This is a genomic window from Streptomyces zhihengii (assembly GCF_016919245.1).
In the GTDB taxonomy this organism is placed as follows: domain Bacteria; phylum Actinomycetota; class Actinomycetes; order Streptomycetales; family Streptomycetaceae; genus Streptomyces; species Streptomyces zhihengii.
The window spans coordinates 6,316,740-6,336,097 of the sequence record NZ_JAFEJA010000001.1; the positions used below are offsets into that span (position 1 = coordinate 6,316,740).

Below are 19,358 nucleotides of genomic sequence, written 5' to 3' on the forward strand. Positions count from 1 at the left end.
GGCGGCCGGAGGGCGCATACTGCCGTCAATGACCACGTCAGCCGGATCCCGGCGCCATCTGCCCACCAGTCCCTTCAACCGGCCCGCCCCCGACGCCGAACCGATCGAACGGTACGACGTGGGTGACCGGGTCTCCCACGACCAGTTCGGCCTCGGACGGGTCCTCGCCGTCGAAGGCGACAACGCCGCGGTGTTCGTCGACTTCGCAGGCCGTCAGGGGCGGATCCTCAGCCCCTTCACCAAACTGGCGAAGCTCTGACCAGCTCTCCGCGGGGTGCCCGCCGCCCCCGACGGGCACCCCGCGGAGAAATCACAGCGCCTGCGCCGCGGGCTTGACCATGCCGCGCACGGTGCGCGACTTCACGAAGTCGCCCATGGCCGTCATCTCCCACTCGCCGGTGAACTGCTTGATCAGCTTGGCCATCATCACGCCCGTCTGCGGCTCGGCGCCCGTGAGGTCGAAGCGGACCAGCTCCTCGCCCGTCGTCGCGTCCAGCAGCCGGCAGTACGCCTTCGCCACCTCGGTGAACTTCTGACCCGAGAAGCTGTTCACCGTGAACACCAGCCCCGTCGCGTCGGCGGGGAGGCGGCCCAGATCGACCACGATGACCTCGTCGTCGCCCGCGCCCTCGCCCGTCAGGTTGTCGCCGGAGTGCTTGACGGAGCCGTTCAGGATGGACAGCTTGCCGAAGTAGCAGCTGTCGAGGTGGTTGCGGTTGGGGCCGTAGGCGATCACCGACGCGTCGAGGTCGATGTCCTTGCCCCGGAACGCGGGCTCCCAGCCGAGACCCATCTTCACCTGGGACAGCAGCGGGCGGCCGCCCTTGACCAGGGAGACGGTCTGGTTCTTCTGGAGACTGACCCGGCCCTTGTCGAGGTTGATCTTGCCCGCGCCGGGCGCGGGAGCGGGCGGCGCCGGCGGGGCGGGCGGGGCGGCGGGCACCCGGGGGTCGGCCACCGGGGCGGGCCGGACGGGAGCGGGCGCCACGGGCGCCGGCTGCACGGGGGCGGGCGCGGCCGCGGGCTCCTCGTCGACGGAGACCCCGAAGTCGGTGGCGATGCCCGCCAGGCCGTCGGCGTACCCCTGGCCCACGGCACGGGCCTTCCAGACGCCGTTGCGCCGGTAGATCTCCACGATCACGAGGGCCGTCTCGGTGCCGAGCCGCGGCGGGGTGAAGCTGGCGAGCACGGCCCCGTCGTCGGCGCCGCGGACGGTGGCGGTCGGCTCGATGCCCTGGAACGTCTGCCCCGCCGCGTCGGGGCTCGCCGTCACGACGATCTTCTCGATGCCCGCGGGGACGGCGGCGGTGTCGACGACGATCGCGTCCGGCGAGGTGCCGCCGCCGGAACGGTAGGTGACGCCCGGGCCCTGGGGCTGGTTGTAGAAGATGAAGTCGTCGTCGGAGCGCACCTTGCCGTCGGCGGTGAGCAGCAGGCCCGATACGTCGAGCCGCACCGGGGCGGCGACGTCCACCGCCACGCGGGTGACGGTGAGAGGGATGTTCGAGCCGGGGGTCATAGCTGTCATGACTGACGTAACGAGCGAGGGCGCTTTACCGTTCCCTTACCCTTCGCGTCCGTTCCGGTGACCCCCGCGCGGCCCCCCGCGGACCGCTCCTGCGGTCCGCCGGGGTCACCGGTTGCGGGGGTGGGCGCGGGCCGTGCGTTCGTTGCCGAAGCGGTAGGCGCCCGTCCAGCGCGCCATCACGAGCTGGGCGTCGCCCGACTCCACCTCGGCGAGGAACTTCGCGGCCCGCGGGCCGCGCAGCGTGGCGGCCGTGCGGCCCCGGTGGGTGACGACGACGGTGCCGTCGCCGCGCTCGGTCCAGTCGAATCCCGTGGGTCTGCCCATGCCGGACATCCTGGCCCGGACCGGCCCCCGGGGGCACGCGCTTTTCCCGGGGGCGGGGCGGTGCGCCGCCGGCGTCAGTGGGGCCAGCGGGGCGGGTCGGTGGTGAAGTGGCCGCCGAGGCAGGCGTGCTCCGCCTTCTCCGGGTCCAGCTCCCCGTGCTCGGCGAGGAGCTTCGGCGCGTACTGCTCCGAGTCGTCCTGCGGCTCGTAGCCGAGCGCCCGCGCGGTCGACAGGTCCCACCACAGCCGGGTGTTGGCCGACGAGCCGTACACGATGCTGTGGCCGACGTCCTCGGCCGTCAGGGCGGCGTGGAAGAGCCGGGCGCCGTCGCCGGGGCTCATCCAGACGGAGAGCATCCGCACCGAGGTCGGCTCCATGAAGCAGGAGCCGATCCGCACCGAGACCGTCTCCAGCCCGTGCCGGTCCCAGTAGAGCTGGGCGAGGTCCTCGCCGAAGCACTTGGACAGGCCGTAGAAGGTGTCGGGCCGGTGGCGCGTCTCGACCGGGATGAGATCGCCCGGGGCGACCGGCCCCGGGCCGGCCGGGCGCGGCACGTACCCCACGGCGTGGTTGCTGGAGGCGAAGACGATGCGGCCCACGTTCTCCTCGCGGGCCGCCTCGTAGAGGTGGTAGGTGCCCTCGATGTTGGCCCGGAGGATCTTGTCGAAGGTCGACTCCAGCGAGATGCCCGCCAGGTGGATGACGGCGTCGACCCCGCGGACGGCCTCGCGGACCGCCTCCCGGTCGGCGAGGTCGGCGACGACGGCGTCCGGCTCGCCCTCGATGGGGACGACGTCGAACAGGCGGAGCTCGTAGCCGTAGGCGGGCAGCAGCCCGCGCATCAGGGTGCCGAGCCCGCCGGCGGCGCCGGTGAGCAGGACGGTGCGGGGTGCCGGCATCGGTGGGTCTCCCTCAGGACTCATGGCCGCGGGCTCACGGCCATGGCGTGTCACATGGGTGGTGTCAGGTGCGTGGACTCAGGTTCGTGGACTCGATTCACATCCGTGGACACGCTAGGAAGTGCTCCGGGGTGGCGTCAAGTGTCCCGCGAGGTGGGTGCGTCGGGGTGTGGATCGCCGCCCCGCTCCTTGACCTGCGCGCGCGGGCCGGACTAGCGTGGCATCGTTCAGAAATATGGACGTCGATCAGAATTGTGCACGAGCGGAGGCTCGGTGCACGGCCAGGGAGCGCCCGTGACCTCAGAACCGCTCGCCGCCGATCCCCTCGCCGCCCGGCTCACCGGGGGCAGGGGCCCGCTGTTCTTCCCCGTCACCGCGTACGGACCGGACGGCGGGATCGACCTCGCGGCCTTCCGCGCCCATGTGCGCGCCGGGGTCGACGCCGGGGCCGCCGCCGTCTTCGCCTGCTGCGGGACCGGCGAGTTCCACGCCCTGTCGCCCGAGGAGTTCCGCCTCTGCGTGCGGGCCGCCGTGGAGGAGAGCGCGGGCCGGGTCCCCGTCCTCGCCGGCACCGGCCACGGCACCGCGCTCGCGATCGCCTACGCGCGCGCGGCCGAGGAGGAGGGCGCCGACGGGCTGCTCGCCATGCCGCCCTACCTCGTCGTCGCCGACCAGCCCGGCCTGATCCGCCACTACACCGAACTCGCGGCCGCCACCTCGCTCGACGTCATCGTCTACCAGCGCGACAACGCCGTCTTCGCGCCCGACACCGTGGTGGCCCTGTCGCGTGTCGAGCGGATCATCGGCCTCAAGGACGGCCTCGGCGACCTCGACCTGATGCAGCGCATCGTCAGCGCCGTCCGCACCGCGGAGCCCGGGCGCGACTTCCTCTACTTCAACGGGCTGCCCACCGCCGAGCTCACCGGCCTCGCCTACCGCGGCATCGGCATCGGCCTCTACTCCTCCGCCGTCTTCGCCTTCGCCCCCGACATCGCCCTCGCCTTCCACCGGGCCCTGACCACCGGCGACGACAAGACGGTGAACCGGCTGCTCGACGGCTTCTTCGTGCCGCTGGTCGAACTGCGCAACCGGGGCCGCGGCTACGCCGTCTCGCTCGTCAAGGCCGGCGTGCGGCTCGGCGGACTCGACGTCGGCGAGGTGCGCCCGCCGCTGTGCGAGCCCACCGCCGCCCACACCGAGGCCCTCGCCGCCCTCGTCGCCCACGGGCGCACCCTGCTGGAGGACGCCGCGTGAGGACGTCCGCCTTCCTCTACCCGTGGGACGTCGTGGGCGACCCCGAGGCGCCCGGACGCCTCGCCGGCCTCGGGATCCGGCAGGTCACCCTCGCGTCGGCCTACCACTCCACCCGCGCCCTGACCCCGCGCCACCCCCGGCACCGGATCGTCACCGCGTCCCACGCCGCCGTGCTCTACCCGCCCGGCGCGGACCACTGGTCCGGTCACGCCCTGAAGCCCTACGAGGCGGGGGAGTGGGCGAGCGGCGACGCCTGGGGCGAGGCCGCCGGGGCACTCGCCGCCGCCGGACTCGACGTGCACAGCTGGGTGGTCCTCGCCCACAACTCCCGCATGGGCGCCGAGCACCCGGAGACCTCCGTGGTGAACGCCTACGGCGACCGCTACCCGTGGGCGCCGTGCATCGCGCGGCCCGCCGTGCGCGACCACCTGGTCGCCCTCGCGGCCGAGGCCGCGGTCCGCCCCGGCGCGGGCGGCACCGAGCTGGAGTCCTGCGGCTGGTACGGCCTCGCCCACCTCCACGCCCACGACAAGACTGCCGGGGTCGGCCTCGGGGACGGGGCCCAGTACCTGATGTCCCTGTGCTTCTGCGAGGTCTGCGAGGAGGGGTACGAGGCCGTCGGCATCGGCCGGGGCCGGGCGGCGGAGGCCGTGCGCAAGGCGCTGGAGCCCGTCTGGCAGGGCACCGCGGCGCCCGGCGCCGGCGTCCGGGACCTGCTCGGCGGCGAACTCGCCGACGCCTTCGCCGCGTTCCGCGACGGCACGGCCCGCTCGCTCCAGGAACGGGCGGTGGCCGCCGTCCGGGCCGCCGGACCGGACGGCTTCCAGGTCCTCCTGCACGCCGACCCCGAGATCCACCACTGCGGCGCCAACGCCGGCGTCGACCCTGCCCACATCCTCTCCGTCGCCGACGGAGTGGTGGTGCCGTGCACCGGCGGCCCCGGGCTGCTCGCGCCGTTCGTCCCGCACACCCGCCCGGACACCGTCCTCGCGGCGAACCTCACGGTGGTCTCGGGCATGGGCGGCAGCCCCGGGTCGCTCGCCGCCGACGCGGCCCGCGCCGCCGCCGCCGGCGCCACCGAACTGCGGCTCTACCACGCGGGCCTGGCCTCGGACGCGGACCTGGCGGCCGTCCGGGACGCGCTGGGCGCCCCGGCCTGACCCCGTCACGCCGCGGCCGGGTGCCGGAGGCGCGCCGCCCCCGGCACCACGTCACGCCGCCGCCCCGGGTGCCCTCACGGGTGCCCGGAGCGCGCGGACGCCTCCGGCACCCGGCCGCGGCGGGCCAGCAGCACCGCCACCACCAGGCCCAGCAGCCCCGTCACCGGCAGCAACAGCCGCACGTCCACGACGGCCACCAGACCGGCGCCGACCGCCAGCGTCACCGCGTTCGGCAGGAACATCAGCGTGCTCGCGGTCGCCGCCGTACGCCCCAGCACCGCGTCCGGCGTCTCGCGCTGCACCGCGGTCATCGCCGCCAGCAGCACGCACGGCAGCCCGAGACCGATCCCCGCGCTGCACACCAGCGCCACCGCGTCGTACGGCAGCGCCCGCAGCGCCACCGACACCGCGAACAGCGCCACCCCCGCCGCCGCGAGCCGGCGCTCACCCGCCCGCCGCAGCAGCGGCCCCGCCAGCAGACCGCACAGCACGGAGCCCGCGCCCTGCGCCGTGTAGAGCACACCCGTGAACGCGGGCGAGCGGTCCAGCACCGAGTCGGTCACCGCGAAGACCAGCGCCCCGTTGATCCCGGCCAGCGCCATCGCCGCCGCCCCGCCGGCCACCAGCGGCCCCAGCACCGGCGAACGCCGCAACTCCCGCGCGCCGGCCCACGCCCCGGCGAAGGGACCGGGGCCCTCCCGCGGCCCCGGCGGCTCCTCCCGCACCCGCAGCAGCGCGAACACCCCGGCCGCCGCGGCGAACGACACGATGTCCAGCAGCGCCACCGACGCCCCGCCGAACCGGGTGAACAGCGCCACCCCCACCAGCGGCGCCACCAGCTTCATCCCCTCGTTCGCCGCCATGCGCAGGCCGTTGACGTCGCCGAGCAGCCGGGCGTCCACGACCTTCGTGACGATGCCCGCCTCGGCGGCGTCCTGCATCACCGAGACGGCCCCGTACACCGCCAGCACCGTGAACAGGATCCACACCCGCCCGGCGGAGTCCACGGCCAGCAGCGGGAGCAGCAGCACCGCCATCGCCAGGTTCGACCACACCAGCAGCGGCCGCCGCCGGAACCGGTCCGCGACCGCGCCCAGCAGCGGGCCGGCCAGCGTAGGCGCCCACATCGCGAAGGCGGTCAGCGCGGCCAGCGAGTCGGAGCCCGTCAGCGACTTCACCCAGACCCCGGCCGCGAGCCACATCGCCGACGTCCCGAACCCGGAGACCACCACCCCGGCCAGGTACATCCCGGCTGCTGCTCTTCCCGGGCTCGGTTCGCCTCCGGGGCGCTCAAGACGGTCCCGACGGTCGACCGTGCCTGCCTTCCCCGGGCTCGGTTCGCCTCCGGGGCGCTCAAGACGGTCCCGACGGTCGACCGTGCTCGATCCCTCGTTCCTCGGGACCTCCGCGCGCTCTCCCTTTCGGCACCGCCCGCGCCCCTTCGGCTCACTCGCCCCTCTGCCCGGGTGCCGCCTTCGTCTCCGCACCGCCCGCACACCCCTTCGGCTCCTCGCCCGCGGGGCCCGTCCGGCCCCCGGCGAGGACGCTCGCAGCTAAGGCACCCCGTACGGATCGGGCAGTCGGCCTAGGAGGCGGCGGGCCGGGCCTCACAGCGCAGTGCGGCCGCCGTCGCCAGCGCGCCCGCTCCCTCCCACAGGCCCACCCCGAGGAAGCCCGCCGGTGCGCGGCCCGTGACCACGGCGAGGGTGAACACGGCGCAGGTCAGCAGCCGGAACGGCACCGTCCAGCGGAAGAACGGCTTCCAGTCGGACAGTGCCGCCAGCACGTAGTACACGCCCACGTTCACCGCCGCCATCGAGGAGGCGGTGACGAAGACCTCCGTGTGGTCCCCCTCCGCGCGCCGCCCCCGCGGCACGGCCTCGAACCCCATGACCGCGAGCAGCGCGCCGGGCGCCAGCAGCCCCACCACCCCCAGCAGGGCGGCGAGCAGACCGAAGACGGCCATGGTCCAGCCGGACGGGGAACGGGGCAGTACGCGCACAACGGCCTCCAGCGAAAGGGGAGTCGGGGATCACGGAGCCCCTGCATACCCTCTGCGCCCGGCCCGCGCCCACCCCTTTGTCCGCCCGTCCCCTCGTCAGCCCGCGGCGCCAAGGCCCGCGGCGCCAAGGCCCGCGGCGCCAAGGCCCGCGGCGCCAACGCCCGCGGCGCCAACGCCCGGCGGTGCGAACGCCCGCCTCAGCGCACGACGTCGAACACGTTGAGCTGGAGACCGTTGGCGTACGCCGCGTGCTCGACGAGCTTCAGCTTCTGGGCGTCCTTGTCCGTGGTGCTGAACAGGCGCTTGCCCGCGCCGAGCAGCAGCGGGAAGACGAGCAGGTGGTAGCGGTCGATCAGCCCGGCGTCCGAGAGCGCCCGGTTCAGGCCGGCGCTGCCGTGGACGAGGATCGGGCCGCCCTCCGTCTCCTTCAGCGCGGCGACCTCGTCGAGGGAGCGCAGGATCGTCGTCTCGCCCCAGTTCCCGACGAGGCCGTCCTCGCCGAGGGTGGTGGAGACCACGTACTTCGGCATCTCCTTGTACTCGGCGAAGTCCTCCATGTCCGGCCACACCGGGCTGAACGCCTCGTAGCTGGTCCGGCCGAACAGCAGGGCGGTGGCCTCCTGCTGCTCCCTGCCCTTGATCTCGTACGCCTCCGGCACGAACTCGACGTCCTTGAAGGTCCACCCCGAGTTCCGGTAGCCGGGCTCGCCGCCGGGGGCCTCCACGACCCCGTCGAGTGACACGAAGGCGGAGGTGATCAGAGTGCGCATGTCCAGGTCCTCACAGTGGTTCGGGCGTCCGGCCGTTGGGGCCGGTGCGCGCATTCGACCACAGGGGCGGGTGCGCACCAGCCGTATTGTCAGACCCCGGCGCGCGGCGGAACTCATCGGTCACCGCCCGGCGCGTTTCCCCGCCCCCGGACCGCGAGCACCCAGGGCTCAGCCGGCGAGCGCCGCCGCCATCATCTTCTGCGCGACCGGCGCCGCCAGCCCGTTGCCGCTCACCTCGGACCGTTCGGCGCCCGAGTCCTGCACGATCACCGCGACCGCGACCTGCTTGCCGCTGCCGGGGTCCTCGGCCCAGGAGGTGAACCAGGCGTACGGCGTCCTGCTGTTGTTCTCGCCGTGCTGGGCGGTGCCCGTCTTGCCGCCGACCTCGGCGCCGGCGATCCGCGCGTTCGATCCCGTGCCGTCCTCGACGACCGTGACCATCGCGCTGCGCAACTGCTCCGCGACGGACGAGGAGACGATCCGCCGCTCGTCCGGGTCCTCGTACGACTCCAGCGTCCCGCCGTCCCCGTCCACCACCTCGGAGACCATGTGCGGGGAGGCCAGCACACCGTCGTTGGCGAGCGCGGCCGACACCATGGACATCTGGAGCGGTGTGGCGGTCACCGAGAACTGCCCGATGCCGCTCAGCGCCGTCTGCGCGTCGTCCATGCCGGTCGGATACACACTGGCCCAGGCGCGCACCGGGACGTCCAGCGCGTCGTCGTTGAAGCCGAACTTCTCGGCCATGGCCCTGACCTTGTCCTGCCCGAGGTCCACGGCCAGCTTCCCGAAGACGTTGTTGCAGGAGTACCGCAGCGCCGTGCGCAGCGAGGCGTCCTCGCAGGGCGCGGCGGGGTTCTCGTTGGTGAGGTCCTTCGTGGAGCCCGGCAGCGGGTACGGGTCGGGGCTGTCGGTCCGCTCGTCCACCGAGCCGTACAGGCCCTCCTCCAGCGCGGCGGCCGCGACGACCAGCTTGAACGTCGAACCGGGTGGGAGCGGCTGGCGCAGCGCGCGGTTCACCAGCGGCTTGTCGGGGTCGTCGAGCAGCTTCTGCCAGGCGTCGCCGTCGCCGGTGCCGCTGATCGCCGACGGGTCGTACGACGGCGTGCTCACCATGCCGAGGACGTCCCCGGTCGCCGGGTCGAGGGCCACGGCGGCGCCCTTGGCGTCGCCGAGCGCCTCGAAGCCCGCCTTCTGCACGGCCGGGTCGATCGTCGTCAGCACGTCGCCCGGCTTCTGCCGGGCACCGGTCAGCGCGTCCAGCGGGTCCTTCAGCCGCTCGTCGGTGCCGTCCAGCACACCGGCGTGGATGCCTTCGAGCTGGGTGGCCCCGTACGCCTGGGAGCTGTAGCCCGTGACCGGGGCGTAGAGGGCGCCGTCGGTGTAGGTGCGCTGGTAGGCGAGATCGCCGTGCTCGGTCCGCGCCGAACCGGTGACGGCGGACCCGGCCACGACGATGTCGCCCAGCGGCTGCGCGTACTGCGCGATGGTCCGGCGGTGGTTGTTCTCGTTCGTGGCGAGTGCGCGCGCGTCGTACGCCTGCACCCAGGTCGCCCGCACCAGCAGGGCGAGCACCAGCAGCAGACTGAAGACGGCGGCACGCCGGATCGTCGTGTTCATCTCCCGGAAGGACGAGCACCCTCCGGCGGAACGTTCCGCCTCGCGGCTTTTCTCAGGATTTCCTCATCGGCGCCGGGGCCGCCCGCCGGCTGCCGGACGGATGTCCGGGGCGGGCGCGGGACCGGTCGCGGTGTGCGCGGACCGGTCAGCGCGGCGCGATGAACCCCGACTCGTACGCCGCGATCACCGCCTGCGTCCGGTCGCGGGCCCCGGTCTTCGCCAGCACCGCCGCCACATGGGTCTTCGCCGTCGCCGGGCCCACCCCCATCCGGGCGGCGATCTCCGCGTTCGTCAGGCCCCGCGCCATCAGCCGCAGCACCTCGGCCTCCCGGTCGGTCAGCCGCGCCGCCCAGGCGGGCGCGGGCGCCTGCCGGCGGCCGTACTCGGCGGCCAGCGACCGCACGGCCGCGGGGAACAGCAGCGAGTCGCTCGCCGCCACCAGCCGCACCGCCCGCACCAGCTCCTCCGCTGCCGCCCGCTTCAGCAGGAACCCGGCCGCCCCGGCCCGCAGGGCCTCGTAGACGTACGCGTCGTTCTCGAAGGTCGTCACCACCACGATCCGCGGCGGGTCCGCCATGGACGCGAGGATCCGCTCCGTCGCCCGGATGCCGTCGACCTCCGGCATCCGCACGTCCATGAGCACCACGTCGGGCCGGGTCTCCCGGACCACCGTGACCGCCTCGGCGCCCGTCGCCGCCTCGCCGGCGACCTCCAGGCCGTCCTCCGCCTCCAGGATGACCCGCAGCGCGGTGCGGACCATCCGCTCGTCGTCGGCCAGCACGATCCGGACCGCGCCGCCCGCGCTCACCGGCCGCCCCCGAACGGCAGCAGCACCGACACCCGCCACACCCCGTCGTGCGCCCCGGCCGCCGCCCGTCCGCCGAGCAGCACCGCCCGCTCCGTGACACCGCGCAGCCCCCGGCCGCCGCCGGGCCGCACCACGGGCGCCGCGGCGGGCAGCGGATTCTCCATCGTGATCTCCAACTCCTCGCCGCGTACGGCGATCCACAGGGACACCGGGTGACCCCCGGCGTGACGCAGGGCGTTGCTCAGGCCCTCCTGCACGATCCGGTACGCCTCGCGCGAGACGTGCGCCGGCACGGTGCCGGGCTCGCCCGCCACCTCCAGCGCCACCGGCACACCGCTGCGGGACACCAGCCCCCGCACGGCGTCCAGGGCGGGCCCGGACGGCTCCCCGCCGGCCTCGCCGTCCTGCCGCAACAGGCCCAGGACCCCGTCCAGTTCGGCGACCGTGCGCCGGGTCGTCTCCTCGATCGCGGCCAGCGCCTCCCGGACGAACTCCACGTCGCGGTCCAGCACACGCCGGGCGGCACCGGCCTGGAGGGTGACCGCGGAGAGGGCGTGACCGACGGAGTCGTGCAGTTCGCGCGCCAGGCGGTTGCGCTCCGCCAGTTCGGCCGCCCGCCGCTCGGCCGCCGCCAGCCGGTCCGCCGGTGCCGGGCCGAGCAGGACGACGGCCCGGCCCGCGAGCAGCGCCCCGACCGCCGCCGACACCGCCGCGAGGGCGAGCAGCATCCCGAGACCGGCCGGCGGCAGCAGCACCGCCGCCAGGGGTGAGCCGTCCACCCCCAGGTAGGTGCGCACATCCGGCAGCAGCGGCGTCAGCAGCAGTGCCACGGCGAACGGCGGCACCGCCAGCGAAGCCCCGCTGACCAGTGCCCCGACCCCCAGATGCAGGACGAACCAGCACGCCGTGCGCAGCCGTGCGGCCCTGCTGCGGGCGGGCCCCTCCGCGAAGCGGTCGGCCCCCGCGCCGCACAGGGCACGGGCCGCGCCCACCGCCAGCGGCCGGGCCACGGGGAAGAGCCCGGCGAGCGCGGCGAGCGGCAGCGCCACGGCGTAGGCGCCGAACTGGTGGGCCGCGGAACCGGCGAGGGCGTTCTCGCCGCCGCCCACCAGCGGGCCCACCACCACGGTGCCCACCAGCCAGAACGGCATCAACAGCGCGCCGCCGAGCACCAGATGGACCCAGCGCAGCCGCGCCCGGGGGCCGAGCAGCGCCCCGGAGGCGGCCCGCAGACGGGACCGGGCGCTGCTCGCGCGCCGCGGCGGCGGAGGCGGGGTGTGGCGGCTCGCGGGTCGTGCCGGCTGGTGGGTCTCGTCGTGGTGGGCGGGGCGCGCCGGTGTGGCGGTCTCGTCGTCGTGGGCCGGTCGTGCCGGTGTGGCGGTCTCTCCGCCGAGGGCTCGCCGCGGCGGCGGAGGCGGGGTGTGGCGGCTCGCGGGTCGTGCCGGCTGGTGGGTCTCGTCGTGGTGGGCGGGGCGCGCCGGTGTGGGGGCCTCCCCGTCGGCGAGTCGCGCCGCCGCGCCGGGCCCGCCGTCGCTCACGTGTCGCGCCGGCGCAGCAGGGCGGCGATCGCGCAGCTCAGCAGCAGGCCGGAGATCATCGCCCCAGCGTAGGTCAGCGTCAGCGGCACCGTGGCCCGGTTCGCGTCGTCCGACGACGGCAGCAGGGTGGCCAGCAGCATCCAGCCGCCCCACGCGCCGAGCGCGCCCGCCGAGGTCCACGCCACGGCCAGCACGGGCCGCAGCGGCCACGCCGGCACCGCCCGGAAGGCCAGCACCAGCACGGCTGCCGCGGCGACGACGGCGAACGAGGCGTGCATCGCCTCCAGTACGCGGAAGTCGGTGCTGCGCTCCGCGACGGTCCGCGGGGGCAGCGCCCGTGTCGAACCGGCGGCCCACAGCACATGCATCACGGCCGGCCCGAGCGCGAGCAGCGCGCCCGCCACGGCGCAGCCGCGCATCCGGGGACCGGTCGCCGCCGACGGCAGCTCCCACAGCGTCCCCTGCCACAGATGGCCCCAGCGCTGCCGGGCGTAGAGCACGAAGAGGGTGCCCAGGGCGATCCCCTGGACGATGAAGCCGGTGTAGACGACGTCGAACACCCAGGCGTCCAGGAACGGTTCGTCGGAGACGTCCCGGGTGCTGCTGCCGCCCAGGGCGCCCGTGGCCAGGTGCAGCGGGAAGCCGACCATGATCGGGGCGAGCAGCCCGGTGGCCGCCCACATCGGCACCGTCAGCAGCCAGGCCCGCACCCGCAGGCCCCAGGGCCGGGTCAGCAGCAGCGCCAGCACGATCACGGCACCGTCCATGAGCACGGTCAGGCCGTTGGCGGCCGCCGTGACGGCACGGTTCTCCAGCAGCACGCTGCCGTCCGGGATGCCGATCCGGCTGCCCGCGATCCAGGCGGCCTTGAGGGCGAGGTAGGGCAGGCAGGAGGCGATCGCCAGGGCGCGCAGCGCGGGGCGCAGCGGCCCGGGGCGCAGGATGCCGGACGGGACGGTCGGTGTCATGCCGTCCACCCTGCTGGCGGCGGGCGGGCGGGGGCGTCCCGCGCGGTGACGATCCGTCTCCGCCGCTCGGCGGAGACGGCCCGCCCGGAGAGCGCGGTTCGGCCCGCCCGCGTGGTGGAGGCGCGAGCGGGCCGGTGACCGCGGTGGCACGGATCCCGGGCGGTGGCACGGATCCCGGGTGGTGGTCCGCATCCGGGGCGGGGGAGCGGCGCCGGGCGCTGGTCCGTACCCCCGGCGAGGGGCGGCGGGCGGTGGTGCCGATCCCCGGCGAGGGGCGGCGGGCGGTGGTCCGTACCCCGGGCCGGGGAGCGGCGCCGGGCGGGGTCAGAGGCGGCGGGTGGCGAGGGTGAGGCGGTCGCGGGCGTCGAACAGCGCGTCCTTGATCATCTGCTCGTGCGCCGGGGTCAGCCGGGCGACCGGCACCGAGCAGCTGATCGCGTCGCGCGCGGGCGTGCGGTAGGGGATGGCGATGCCGAAGCAGCGCAGGCCGAGGGTGTTCTCCTCGCGGTCCACGGCGTACCCCTGCTCGCGGATCACCTGGAGCTCCTCGATGAGCTTCTCGCGGTCGGTGAGGGTGTGCTCGGTCAGCGGCGCGAGGGTCTCCGGGAGCATCTTGCGCACCTGCTCGTCGGTGTACGTGGCCAGCAGCGCCTTGCCCAGCGAGGTGGAGTGGGCGGGCAGCCGGCGGCCGACCCGGGTGAAGGGGCGCAGATAGTGCTGGGACTGCCGGGTCGCGAGGTACACCACGTTGGTGCCGTCGAGCCGCGCGAGGTGGATGGTCTCCGTGGTGTCGTCCAGGAGCCGGTCCAGCGTCGGCCGGGCCGCCGCGACGACCTCGTCGCCGTCGATGTACGAGGTGCCCACCAGCAGGGCGCGCACGCCGATGCCGTAGCGGGTGCCGGTGGCGTCCGTCTCCACCCACCCCAGCTCGACCAGGGTGCGCAGCAGCATGTAGAGGCTGGACTTGGGGTACCCGACGGCCTCCTGGACGGCGGCGAGCGAGTGCATCCCCGGACGGCCGGCGAAGTACTCCAGCAACTCCACCGTCCGTACGGCCGACTTGACCTGCGACCCACCCGAATCGACAGCTGACATCACTCTTCGCCCCTTCTTGACCGCGTGGAACGGCCGGAAATAAGGTCCCAGCATATTCATCACCCGGGACGCTGTTCAGAATACCGAACAACCCAGGTGGATGGCAGAGAACGGAAGGATGCCGCGGTGACAGCAGTACAAGTCTGGAGCGTCGACCCTCGCACCGGGAAGCAGCGCGAGGCCGTCGCGGTGGAGGCCACGGCGGAGGACGTCGACGCGGCGGTGCGCGCCGCGCACGCCGCCCGCGCGGGCCTCGCCGACCGCACCGTACGGGCCGCGTTCCTGCGCTTGGCCGCGCAGTTCCTGGAGGAGTCCGCGGACGCGCTGATCGCCGCAGCCGACGCGGAGACCGCCCTCGGCACGGCCCGCCTCACCGGCGAACTGGCGCGCACCCGCTACCAGTTGCGGGCCTTCGCGGACATCGTCGACGAAGGCGCCTTCCTCGGCATCGTCATCGACCACCCCGACGACACGGCCACCCCGCCGGTGCCGGACCTGCGCCGCTGGAAGGTGCCGCTCGGCGTGGTCGCCGTCTACTCCGCGTCCAACTTCCCCTTCGCCTTCTCCGTCCCCGGCGGCGACACGGCCAGCGCCCTGGCCGCCGGCTGCCCGGTCGTCGTCAAGGCCCACCCCGACCACCCCGCGACCTCCGAACTGGTGGCCGCGCAGCTCCGCCGGGCCGCCGCCCACCACGGCATCGACGAGGCCGTCGTCGGCCTCGTGCACGGTTTCGACGCGGGTGTGCGGCTGGTGTCCCACCCGCTGATCACCGCCGCCGGCTTCACCGGCTCCATCCGCGGCGGACGGGCCCTCTTCGACGCGGCGGCCGCCCGGCCCGTGCCGATCCCCTTCCACGGCGAACTCGGCTCGCTGAACCCGGTCGTGGTGACCGAGGCCGCCGCCGCCGAACGCGGCGCCGACATCGGCGCCGGACTGGCCGGGTCCATGACCCTCGGCGTCGGCCAGTTCTGCGTCAAGCCCGGCCTGGTCCTGGTCCCCGAGGGGGACGGCGGCGACCAGCTCGTGAAGAGCCTCGCCGGCACGGTGGCCGACACCCCCGCGGGCGTCCTGCTGGACGCCCGGATGCGCGAGAACTTCGTCGCCGGAGCGGCCGAACGCGCCGCCCTGCCCGGCGTCGGCGCCCCCGTCGAGGCGGGCCCCGGCGACGAGCACACCGTCCGGCCCGGCTTCCTGACCGTCGACGCCGGGCACCTCGGCGAGGGCGGCGCGCACGACCTGCTGCTGGAGGAGTGCTTCGGCCCGCTGACCGTGGTCGCCCGCTACACCGACCGCGACCAGGTCACGGCGGTGCTGTCGCGACTGCCCGGCAACCTCACCGCCACCGTCCAGCTCTCCGGGGCCGAGGCCGACGGCGACCCCTCCGCCGCGGCGCTGCTCGCCGAGCTCACCCCGCTCGCCGGACGCGTCCTGGTCAACGGCTGGCCCACCGGTGTCGCCGTGGCCCCCGCCCAGCACCACGGCGGGCCCTACCCCGCCACCACCTCCACCTCCACCTCGGTCGGCGGCACCGCCGTCGAACGGTGGCTGCGCCCGGTCGCCTACCAGACCACCCCCGAGGCACTGCTGCCCCCGGAGCTCCGCGACGACAACCCGCTCCGCCTTCCCCGGCGGGTCGACGGCCGGCAGGAGAACTGACCGCCCATGGAACTGAAACTCCCCGAACTCCCCTTCCCGCTGCGCGCCTACGGCCCCGAGGCGGACTGGTCGTACGCGGACGGGCTGCTGACCGTCACCGCGGGCCCCCGGCAGGACCGCTTCGTCCCGCCCACCGGCCCGGTGTCCGGGCCCGCGTCCGACGCCCCGCGGCTGCTCGGCGCGCCCGAGGGCGACTTCCAGCTCATCGCGCGCGTCGACGTCCGCTTCGCGGCGGCGTTCGACGCGGGCGTGCTCTACGTCCACGTCGGCGAGCGGGAGTGGGCCAAGCTCTGCATGGAGCTCTCCCCGGAGCTGCCGACCGTGTGCACGGTCGTCACCCGGGGCCACTCGGACGACGCCAACTCCTTCACCGTGGACGGCGAGCGCGTCTGGCTGCGGGTCAGCCGCACCGGCAGCGCCTTCGCCTTCCACGCCTCGACGGACGGCGAGCGCTGGACGTTCGTGCGCACCTTCTCCCTCGGCGACGAGGAGAGCGCCGAGGGCCTGCTGGTGGGCTTCATGGCGCAGTCGCCCGTGGGCGAGGGCTGCGCGGTCGCCTTCGGCGGGATCGAGTACCGCGCGGGGTGGCCGGCGGATCTGCGCGACGGGAGCTGAGGGCACCGCCGGGGGTGCGTGCCGGTTACTCCGGCAAGCGCCCCTGCGGCCCTTGCGGCCCCGCCCGCCGGTCCTGCGCTCAGGAGGCCCGGCGGCCCGCACCCCCGGCGTCCCGGCCACGTGCCGGGCCTCCGGCTTCGCCCGGGCCGCCGGCCCCGCTCGGCGGCCCGGGGCTCCGGCCCCCGGACGGACTGGCGGAGGGGCCTCCGCGGCCTGGCAGTGCGGGGGTCCGCCCCTGGCGGTCCGGTCCCTCGCCGGTCATGCGCTCAGGAGGCCCGGCGGCCCGCACCCCCGGCGTCCCGGCCACGTGCCGGGCCGCCGCCCCGCCCGGGCCGCCGGCCCCGCCCGGGCCTCCGGCCCCGGTCCGGCGACGGAGAGCACCCCCGCGCGGGGTGGCGCCGCGGCCTCCGTCCGGCGGGGCGTGGCCGCCGCCCCGGGGCCCGCCCGGGCCCGCGCTCCGGGTGGGAATGCGGGGAGACCGTCCCGCGTTGCTCCCTGAGCGGCCCCCCGGGCCGCATCCCCGCAACCCCCGGAGTGAAGAGACCCTCATGCGCGTCGAGATCTGGTCGGACATCGCCTGTCCCTGGTGCTACATAGGCAAGGCCCGCTTCGAGAAGGGGCTCGCCGCCTTCGCGCACCGCGAGCAGGTCGAGGTCGTGCACCGGTCCTTCGAGCTGGACCCGGGCCGGGCCCGGGGCGAGGTCGCCCCCGTCGTCGACATGCTGGCGAAGAAGTACGGCCGGACCCGTGAGGAGGCGCTGGCCATGGAGGAGCACGTCGCCTCCAACGCCCGCGCCGAAGGGCTCGGCTACCGCACCGAGGGCCGGGACCACGGCAACACGTTCGACATCCACCGGCTGCTGCACCTGGCCAAGGCCCGCGGCCGCCAGGACGCGCTGCTGGACCTCGCCTACCGGGCGAACTTCGCGGAGGAGCGCTCGGTCTTCGACACCGCCGTCCTCGCCCGCCTCGGCGTCGAGGCGGGGCTGGCGGAGGACGAGGTGAACGCCGTCCTCGCCGACCCCACGGCGTACGCGGACGACGTCCGCGCCGACGAGAGCGAGGCGGCCGCCCTGGGCGCGACCGGCGTGCCGTTCTTCGTCCTCGACCGGCGGTACGGACTCTCCGGCGGCCAGCCCGCCGAGGTCTTCACCCAGGCCCTGGACCAGGCATGGAAGGACCGCGCCCCCGAGCCGTCCGCCGCCCCGGACGCGGGCGTCTGCGACACGGACGGCTCCTGCGAGGTCCCGGCCTGACCCACCCCGACGAGCTCCTTCGGTGCCGGCCCCGGGCGGGTGCCCGGGCCGGCACCGGTCAGCCCCGGGCGGTCCCCGACGGGGTCAGGGCGCGGGCGAAGGCGATCCCCGGCCGCCCGCCGAGCGTCACGCTCCCGGTGCGGACGAATCCGGTGCGGGTCAGGACCGTCAGGGAGGCCCGGTTGTCCTCGGTGGTGGCGGCGCTCAGGCCGGTGAGCGCGTAGTCGTCCGCCGCCCGGGCGCAGATCGCGCGCACGGCGGCGGTCGCGAGGCCGCGCCCCGCGGCCTCCTCGGCGATCCGGTAGCCGAGGTCCGCCGAGCCGTCGGCCACGTCGACGAGGTTGATCCGCCCGACGATCCGTCCGTCCTCCACGATCACATGGAAGTGGCAGACGCCGGTGGCCTGTTCGGCGAGGAGCGCCGCGATGCGCTCGTCGAACTCGGCGAAGTACGCGTCGCCGCGGTCCGGGATCGAGGCGGCGAACCAGGCGCGGTTGCGCCGCTCGAAGCGGAGGAGCGCGGCGGCGTGATCGGCGCGCAGCCGTTCCAGGGCCGGGGCGGGAGCGTGGTCGGGTGCGGGCATGCGGGCACCCTACGGGCCGTCCCCCGGGCATCGCACCGCAATTGACCCCGGGCCCGCGGCGGCGGAGGGTGTGCGCATGGAGACCACACCGAACGGGACGGGTCCGCTTCCTTCGGCCGCCGCCGAGTTCGCTCCGGCGTCGACGTATCTGAACACCTCCGTGTGCGGGCTGCTGCCGCGCCGGGCGGTCCTGGCGGTGAACACGCTCGCCCGGGAGCTCGCCGAGGGCAGACGGGGCGGCTCGGGGGAGTGGGACGAAGTGGAGGCCGTCCGCGCCTCCTTCGCCCGGATCGCCGCGGTCGACCCGTCCCGGGTGGCGCTCGGCGGTTCGGTGTCGGTACACGTCGGGCTGATCGCCGCGTCGATGCCGCCCGGCGCGGAGATCCTCTTCCCGGAAGGGGAGTACGCCTCCGTCATCACCCCGTTCACCGTCCGCGGCGACCTCGAACTGCGCTACGCGCCACTGGAGAAGCTGGCCGACGCGGTGCGCCCGGGCACCGCGCTGGTGGCGCTCTCGTCCGTGCAGTCCGCCGACGGCCGGGTCGCCGACCTGGCCGCCGTGCGCGCCGCCGCGGCGGCCCACGGGGCCAGGACCCTGCTGGACGCCAGCCAGTCGGCGGGATGGCTGCCGCTGCGGGCGGGGGAGTGGGACTACACCGTGACCGGCGGCTTCAAGTTCCTGCTGTGCCCGCGGGGAGTGTCGTTCCTGACGGTCTCCCGGGCCGCGCAGCAGGCGCTGCCGCCGGTGCACGCGGGCACCTTCGCGGCGGAGCGCCTGTGGGAGACGGCGTACGGACCGATCGGCGAGCTGGCGCACTCCGCCCGCCGCTACGACGAGCCGCCGGCCTTCCTCGCGTACCACGCCGCGCGGCGGTCGCTCGGCCTGGTCGAGGAGGTGGGGGTGGACGTGCTGCACGACCACGCCCTGGCGCTGGCCGCCCGGTTCCGCGCGGGCCTGGCGGAGCTGGGCCACCGGGCGGTGAGCGAGGAGTCGGCGGTGGTGGCCGTCCCCGGGCTGGGGCAGGACACGGCCGAGGCGCTCGCCGCCGCCGGGATCGTGGTCTCGGTGCGGGCCGGCCGGCTGCGGGCGGCCTTCCACCTGTACAACTCGGCGGCCGACGTGGACCGTCTGCTGGACCGCCTCGCCCCCTGAACCGGACCGCGCCGCACCGCCGCGGCTCCTGGACCGGGGCGTTCCGGACCGCCGAGGGCCCGCGGACCGGACCGGTGCGGGCGGCGCCGGACGGCCGCGGCCCCCGGACCGGGCGTCACGCGGGAGCCC

General features: G+C 75.3%; 19 protein-coding genes. 7 read left to right on the plus strand and 12 right to left on the minus strand.

Translation table 11 applies throughout. From position 1 onward, the window contains the following. Positions 1-28: 28 nt before the first annotated feature. Positions 29-259, plus strand: coding sequence for a hypothetical protein (locus JE024_RS26860; protein ID WP_205376783.1), 231 nt, complete (start codon positions 29-31; stop codon positions 257-259). A 51-nt stretch (positions 260-310) separates the two neighbouring features. On the opposite strand, the gene JE024_RS26865 is transcribed toward JE024_RS26860, so the two are convergent. From JE024_RS26865 to JE024_RS26875, 3 genes are all read right to left on the minus strand, one after another. Next, a complete protein-coding gene (locus JE024_RS26865) occupies positions 311-1,528 on the minus strand; it encodes a TerD family protein (RefSeq protein ID WP_205376047.1) in 1,218 nt (405 codons plus the stop codon). 105 nt (positions 1,529-1,633) lie between these two features. After that, the gene (locus JE024_RS26870) at positions 1,634-1,852 is read right to left on the minus strand and encodes a hypothetical protein (protein ID WP_205376048.1); all 219 of its coding nucleotides are present in this window, start codon (positions 1,850-1,852) and stop codon (positions 1,634-1,636) included. Positions 1,853-1,926: 74 nt separating this feature from the next. After that, entirely contained in the window at positions 1,927-2,751 is an 825-nt protein-coding gene (locus JE024_RS26875) for an NAD-dependent epimerase/dehydratase family protein (protein WP_205376049.1), read from the minus strand. Positions 2,752-3,045: 294 nt separating this feature from the next. Between JE024_RS26875 and JE024_RS26880 the strand changes: the two genes are divergently transcribed. Beyond that, entirely contained in the window at positions 3,046-4,005 is a 960-nt protein-coding gene (locus JE024_RS26880; RefSeq protein ID WP_205376050.1) for a 5-dehydro-4-deoxyglucarate dehydratase, read from the plus strand. Next, positions 4,002-5,165, plus strand: coding sequence for a hypothetical protein (locus JE024_RS26885; protein ID WP_205376051.1), 1,164 nt, complete (start codon positions 4,002-4,004; stop codon positions 5,163-5,165). Before JE024_RS26880 ends, JE024_RS26885 begins: the two co-directional genes overlap by 4 nt. A 74-nt stretch (positions 5,166-5,239) precedes the next feature. Here JE024_RS26885 and JE024_RS26890 read toward each other — a convergent pair whose 3' ends face one another. The 8 genes from JE024_RS26890 to JE024_RS26925 all read right to left on the minus strand — a co-directional run bounded on the left by JE024_RS26890 (position 5,240) and on the right by JE024_RS26925 (position 13,966). Further along, a complete protein-coding gene (locus JE024_RS26890) occupies positions 5,240-6,412 on the minus strand; it encodes an MFS transporter (protein ID WP_205376052.1) in 1,173 nt (390 codons plus the stop codon). Between the two features lie 338 nt (positions 6,413-6,750). Beyond that, positions 6,751-7,131, minus strand: coding sequence for a hypothetical protein (locus JE024_RS26895; RefSeq protein WP_205376746.1), 381 nt, complete (start codon positions 7,129-7,131; stop codon positions 6,751-6,753). A gap of 233 nt (positions 7,132-7,364) precedes the next feature. Then, entirely contained in the window at positions 7,365-7,937 is a 573-nt protein-coding gene (locus JE024_RS26900; RefSeq protein ID WP_205376053.1) for a dihydrofolate reductase family protein, read from the minus strand. Between the two features lie 168 nt (positions 7,938-8,105). Continuing rightward, complete coding sequence (locus tag JE024_RS26905) at positions 8,106-9,557, minus strand: penicillin-binding transpeptidase domain-containing protein (protein ID WP_205376054.1); 1,452 nt, start codon at positions 9,555-9,557, stop codon at positions 8,106-8,108. Positions 9,558-9,702: 145 nt separating this feature from the next. Beyond that, positions 9,703-10,317 (minus strand): response regulator, encoded by a 615-nt coding sequence (locus JE024_RS26910; protein WP_244883231.1) that lies wholly within the window; start codon positions 10,315-10,317, stop codon positions 9,703-9,705. A 44-nt stretch (positions 10,318-10,361) separates the two neighbouring features. Further along, the gene (locus JE024_RS26915) at positions 10,362-11,903 is read right to left on the minus strand and encodes a sensor histidine kinase (RefSeq protein ID WP_372449846.1); all 1,542 of its coding nucleotides are present in this window, start codon (positions 11,901-11,903) and stop codon (positions 10,362-10,364) included. After that, positions 11,900-12,871 carry a hypothetical protein gene (locus JE024_RS26920; protein ID WP_205376056.1) on the minus strand — a complete coding sequence of 324 codons (972 nt, stop codon included), beginning with the start codon at positions 12,869-12,871 and terminating at the stop codon, positions 11,900-11,902. Before JE024_RS26920 ends, JE024_RS26915 begins: the two co-directional genes overlap by 4 nt. Positions 12,872-13,195: 324 nt before the next feature. Next, positions 13,196-13,966, minus strand: a complete 771-nt coding sequence (locus JE024_RS26925) for an IclR family transcriptional regulator (protein ID WP_205376057.1) — start codon at positions 13,964-13,966, stop codon at positions 13,196-13,198. A gap of 126 nt (positions 13,967-14,092) precedes the next feature. Here JE024_RS26925 and JE024_RS26930 point away from each other — a divergent pair, with 126 nt between their 5' ends. From JE024_RS26930 to JE024_RS26940, 3 genes are all read left to right on the plus strand, one after another. Next, on the plus strand, positions 14,093-15,622 hold the full coding sequence (locus JE024_RS26930; protein ID WP_205376058.1) for an aldehyde dehydrogenase (NADP(+)): 1,530 nt from the start codon (positions 14,093-14,095) through the stop codon (positions 15,620-15,622). Positions 15,623-15,628: 6 nt separating this feature from the next. Next, on the plus strand, positions 15,629-16,237 hold the full coding sequence (locus tag JE024_RS26935) for a DUF1349 domain-containing protein (RefSeq protein WP_205376059.1): 609 nt from the start codon (positions 15,629-15,631) through the stop codon (positions 16,235-16,237). Between the two features lie 548 nt (positions 16,238-16,785). Further along, entirely contained in the window at positions 16,786-17,493 is a 708-nt protein-coding gene (locus JE024_RS26940; protein WP_205376060.1) for a DsbA family oxidoreductase, read from the plus strand. Between the two features lie 58 nt (positions 17,494-17,551). On the opposite strand, the gene JE024_RS26945 is transcribed toward JE024_RS26940, so the two are convergent. Beyond that, positions 17,552-18,076: a GNAT family N-acetyltransferase gene (locus JE024_RS26945; RefSeq protein ID WP_205376061.1), complete on the minus strand. Its 525-nt coding sequence runs from the start codon at positions 18,074-18,076 to the stop codon at positions 17,552-17,554. A 76-nt stretch (positions 18,077-18,152) separates the two neighbouring features. Between JE024_RS26945 and JE024_RS26950 the strand changes: the two genes are divergently transcribed. Further along, entirely contained in the window at positions 18,153-19,229 is a 1,077-nt protein-coding gene (locus JE024_RS26950; protein ID WP_205376062.1) for an aminotransferase class V-fold PLP-dependent enzyme, read from the plus strand. Positions 19,230-19,358: the final 129 nt, after the last annotated feature.

Bases quoted from the DNA above. Each gene is read 5' to 3' on its own strand.
- JE024_RS26860 (WP_205376783.1), top strand. From the start codon at position 29: ATGACCACGTCAGCCGGATCCCGGCGCCATCTGCCCACCAGTCCCTTC.
- JE024_RS26865 (WP_205376047.1), bottom strand. From the start codon at position 1,528: ATGACAGCTATGACCCCCGGCTCGAACATCCCTCTCACCGTCACCCGC.
- JE024_RS26870 (WP_205376048.1), bottom strand. From the start codon at position 1,852: ATGGGCAGACCCACGGGATTCGACTGGACCGAGCGCGGCGACGGCACC.
- JE024_RS26875 (WP_205376049.1), bottom strand. From the start codon at position 2,751: ATGCCGGCACCCCGCACCGTCCTGCTCACCGGCGCCGCCGGCGGGCTC.
- JE024_RS26890 (WP_205376052.1), bottom strand. From the start codon at position 6,412: ATGTACCTGGCCGGGGTGGTGGTCTCCGGGTTCGGGACGTCGGCGATG.
- JE024_RS26895 (WP_205376746.1), bottom strand. From the start codon at position 7,131: ATGGCCGTCTTCGGTCTGCTCGCCGCCCTGCTGGGGGTGGTGGGGCTG.
- JE024_RS26900 (WP_205376053.1), bottom strand. From the start codon at position 7,937: ATGCGCACTCTGATCACCTCCGCCTTCGTGTCACTCGACGGGGTCGTG.
- JE024_RS26905 (WP_205376054.1), bottom strand. From the start codon at position 9,557: ATGAACACGACGATCCGGCGTGCCGCCGTCTTCAGTCTGCTGCTGGTG.
- JE024_RS26910 (WP_244883231.1), bottom strand. From the start codon at position 10,317: ATGGTCCGCACCGCGCTGCGGGTCATCCTGGAGGCGGAGGACGGCCTG.
- JE024_RS26920 (WP_205376056.1), bottom strand. From the start codon at position 12,871: ATGACACCGACCGTCCCGTCCGGCATCCTGCGCCCCGGGCCGCTGCGC.
- JE024_RS26925 (WP_205376057.1), bottom strand. From the start codon at position 13,966: ATGTCAGCTGTCGATTCGGGTGGGTCGCAGGTCAAGTCGGCCGTACGG.
- JE024_RS26935 (WP_205376059.1), top strand. From the start codon at position 15,629: ATGGAACTGAAACTCCCCGAACTCCCCTTCCCGCTGCGCGCCTACGGC.
- JE024_RS26940 (WP_205376060.1), top strand. From the start codon at position 16,786: ATGCGCGTCGAGATCTGGTCGGACATCGCCTGTCCCTGGTGCTACATA.
- JE024_RS26945 (WP_205376061.1), bottom strand. From the start codon at position 18,076: ATGCCCGCACCCGACCACGCTCCCGCCCCGGCCCTGGAACGGCTGCGC.
- JE024_RS26950 (WP_205376062.1), top strand. From the start codon at position 18,153: ATGGAGACCACACCGAACGGGACGGGTCCGCTTCCTTCGGCCGCCGCC.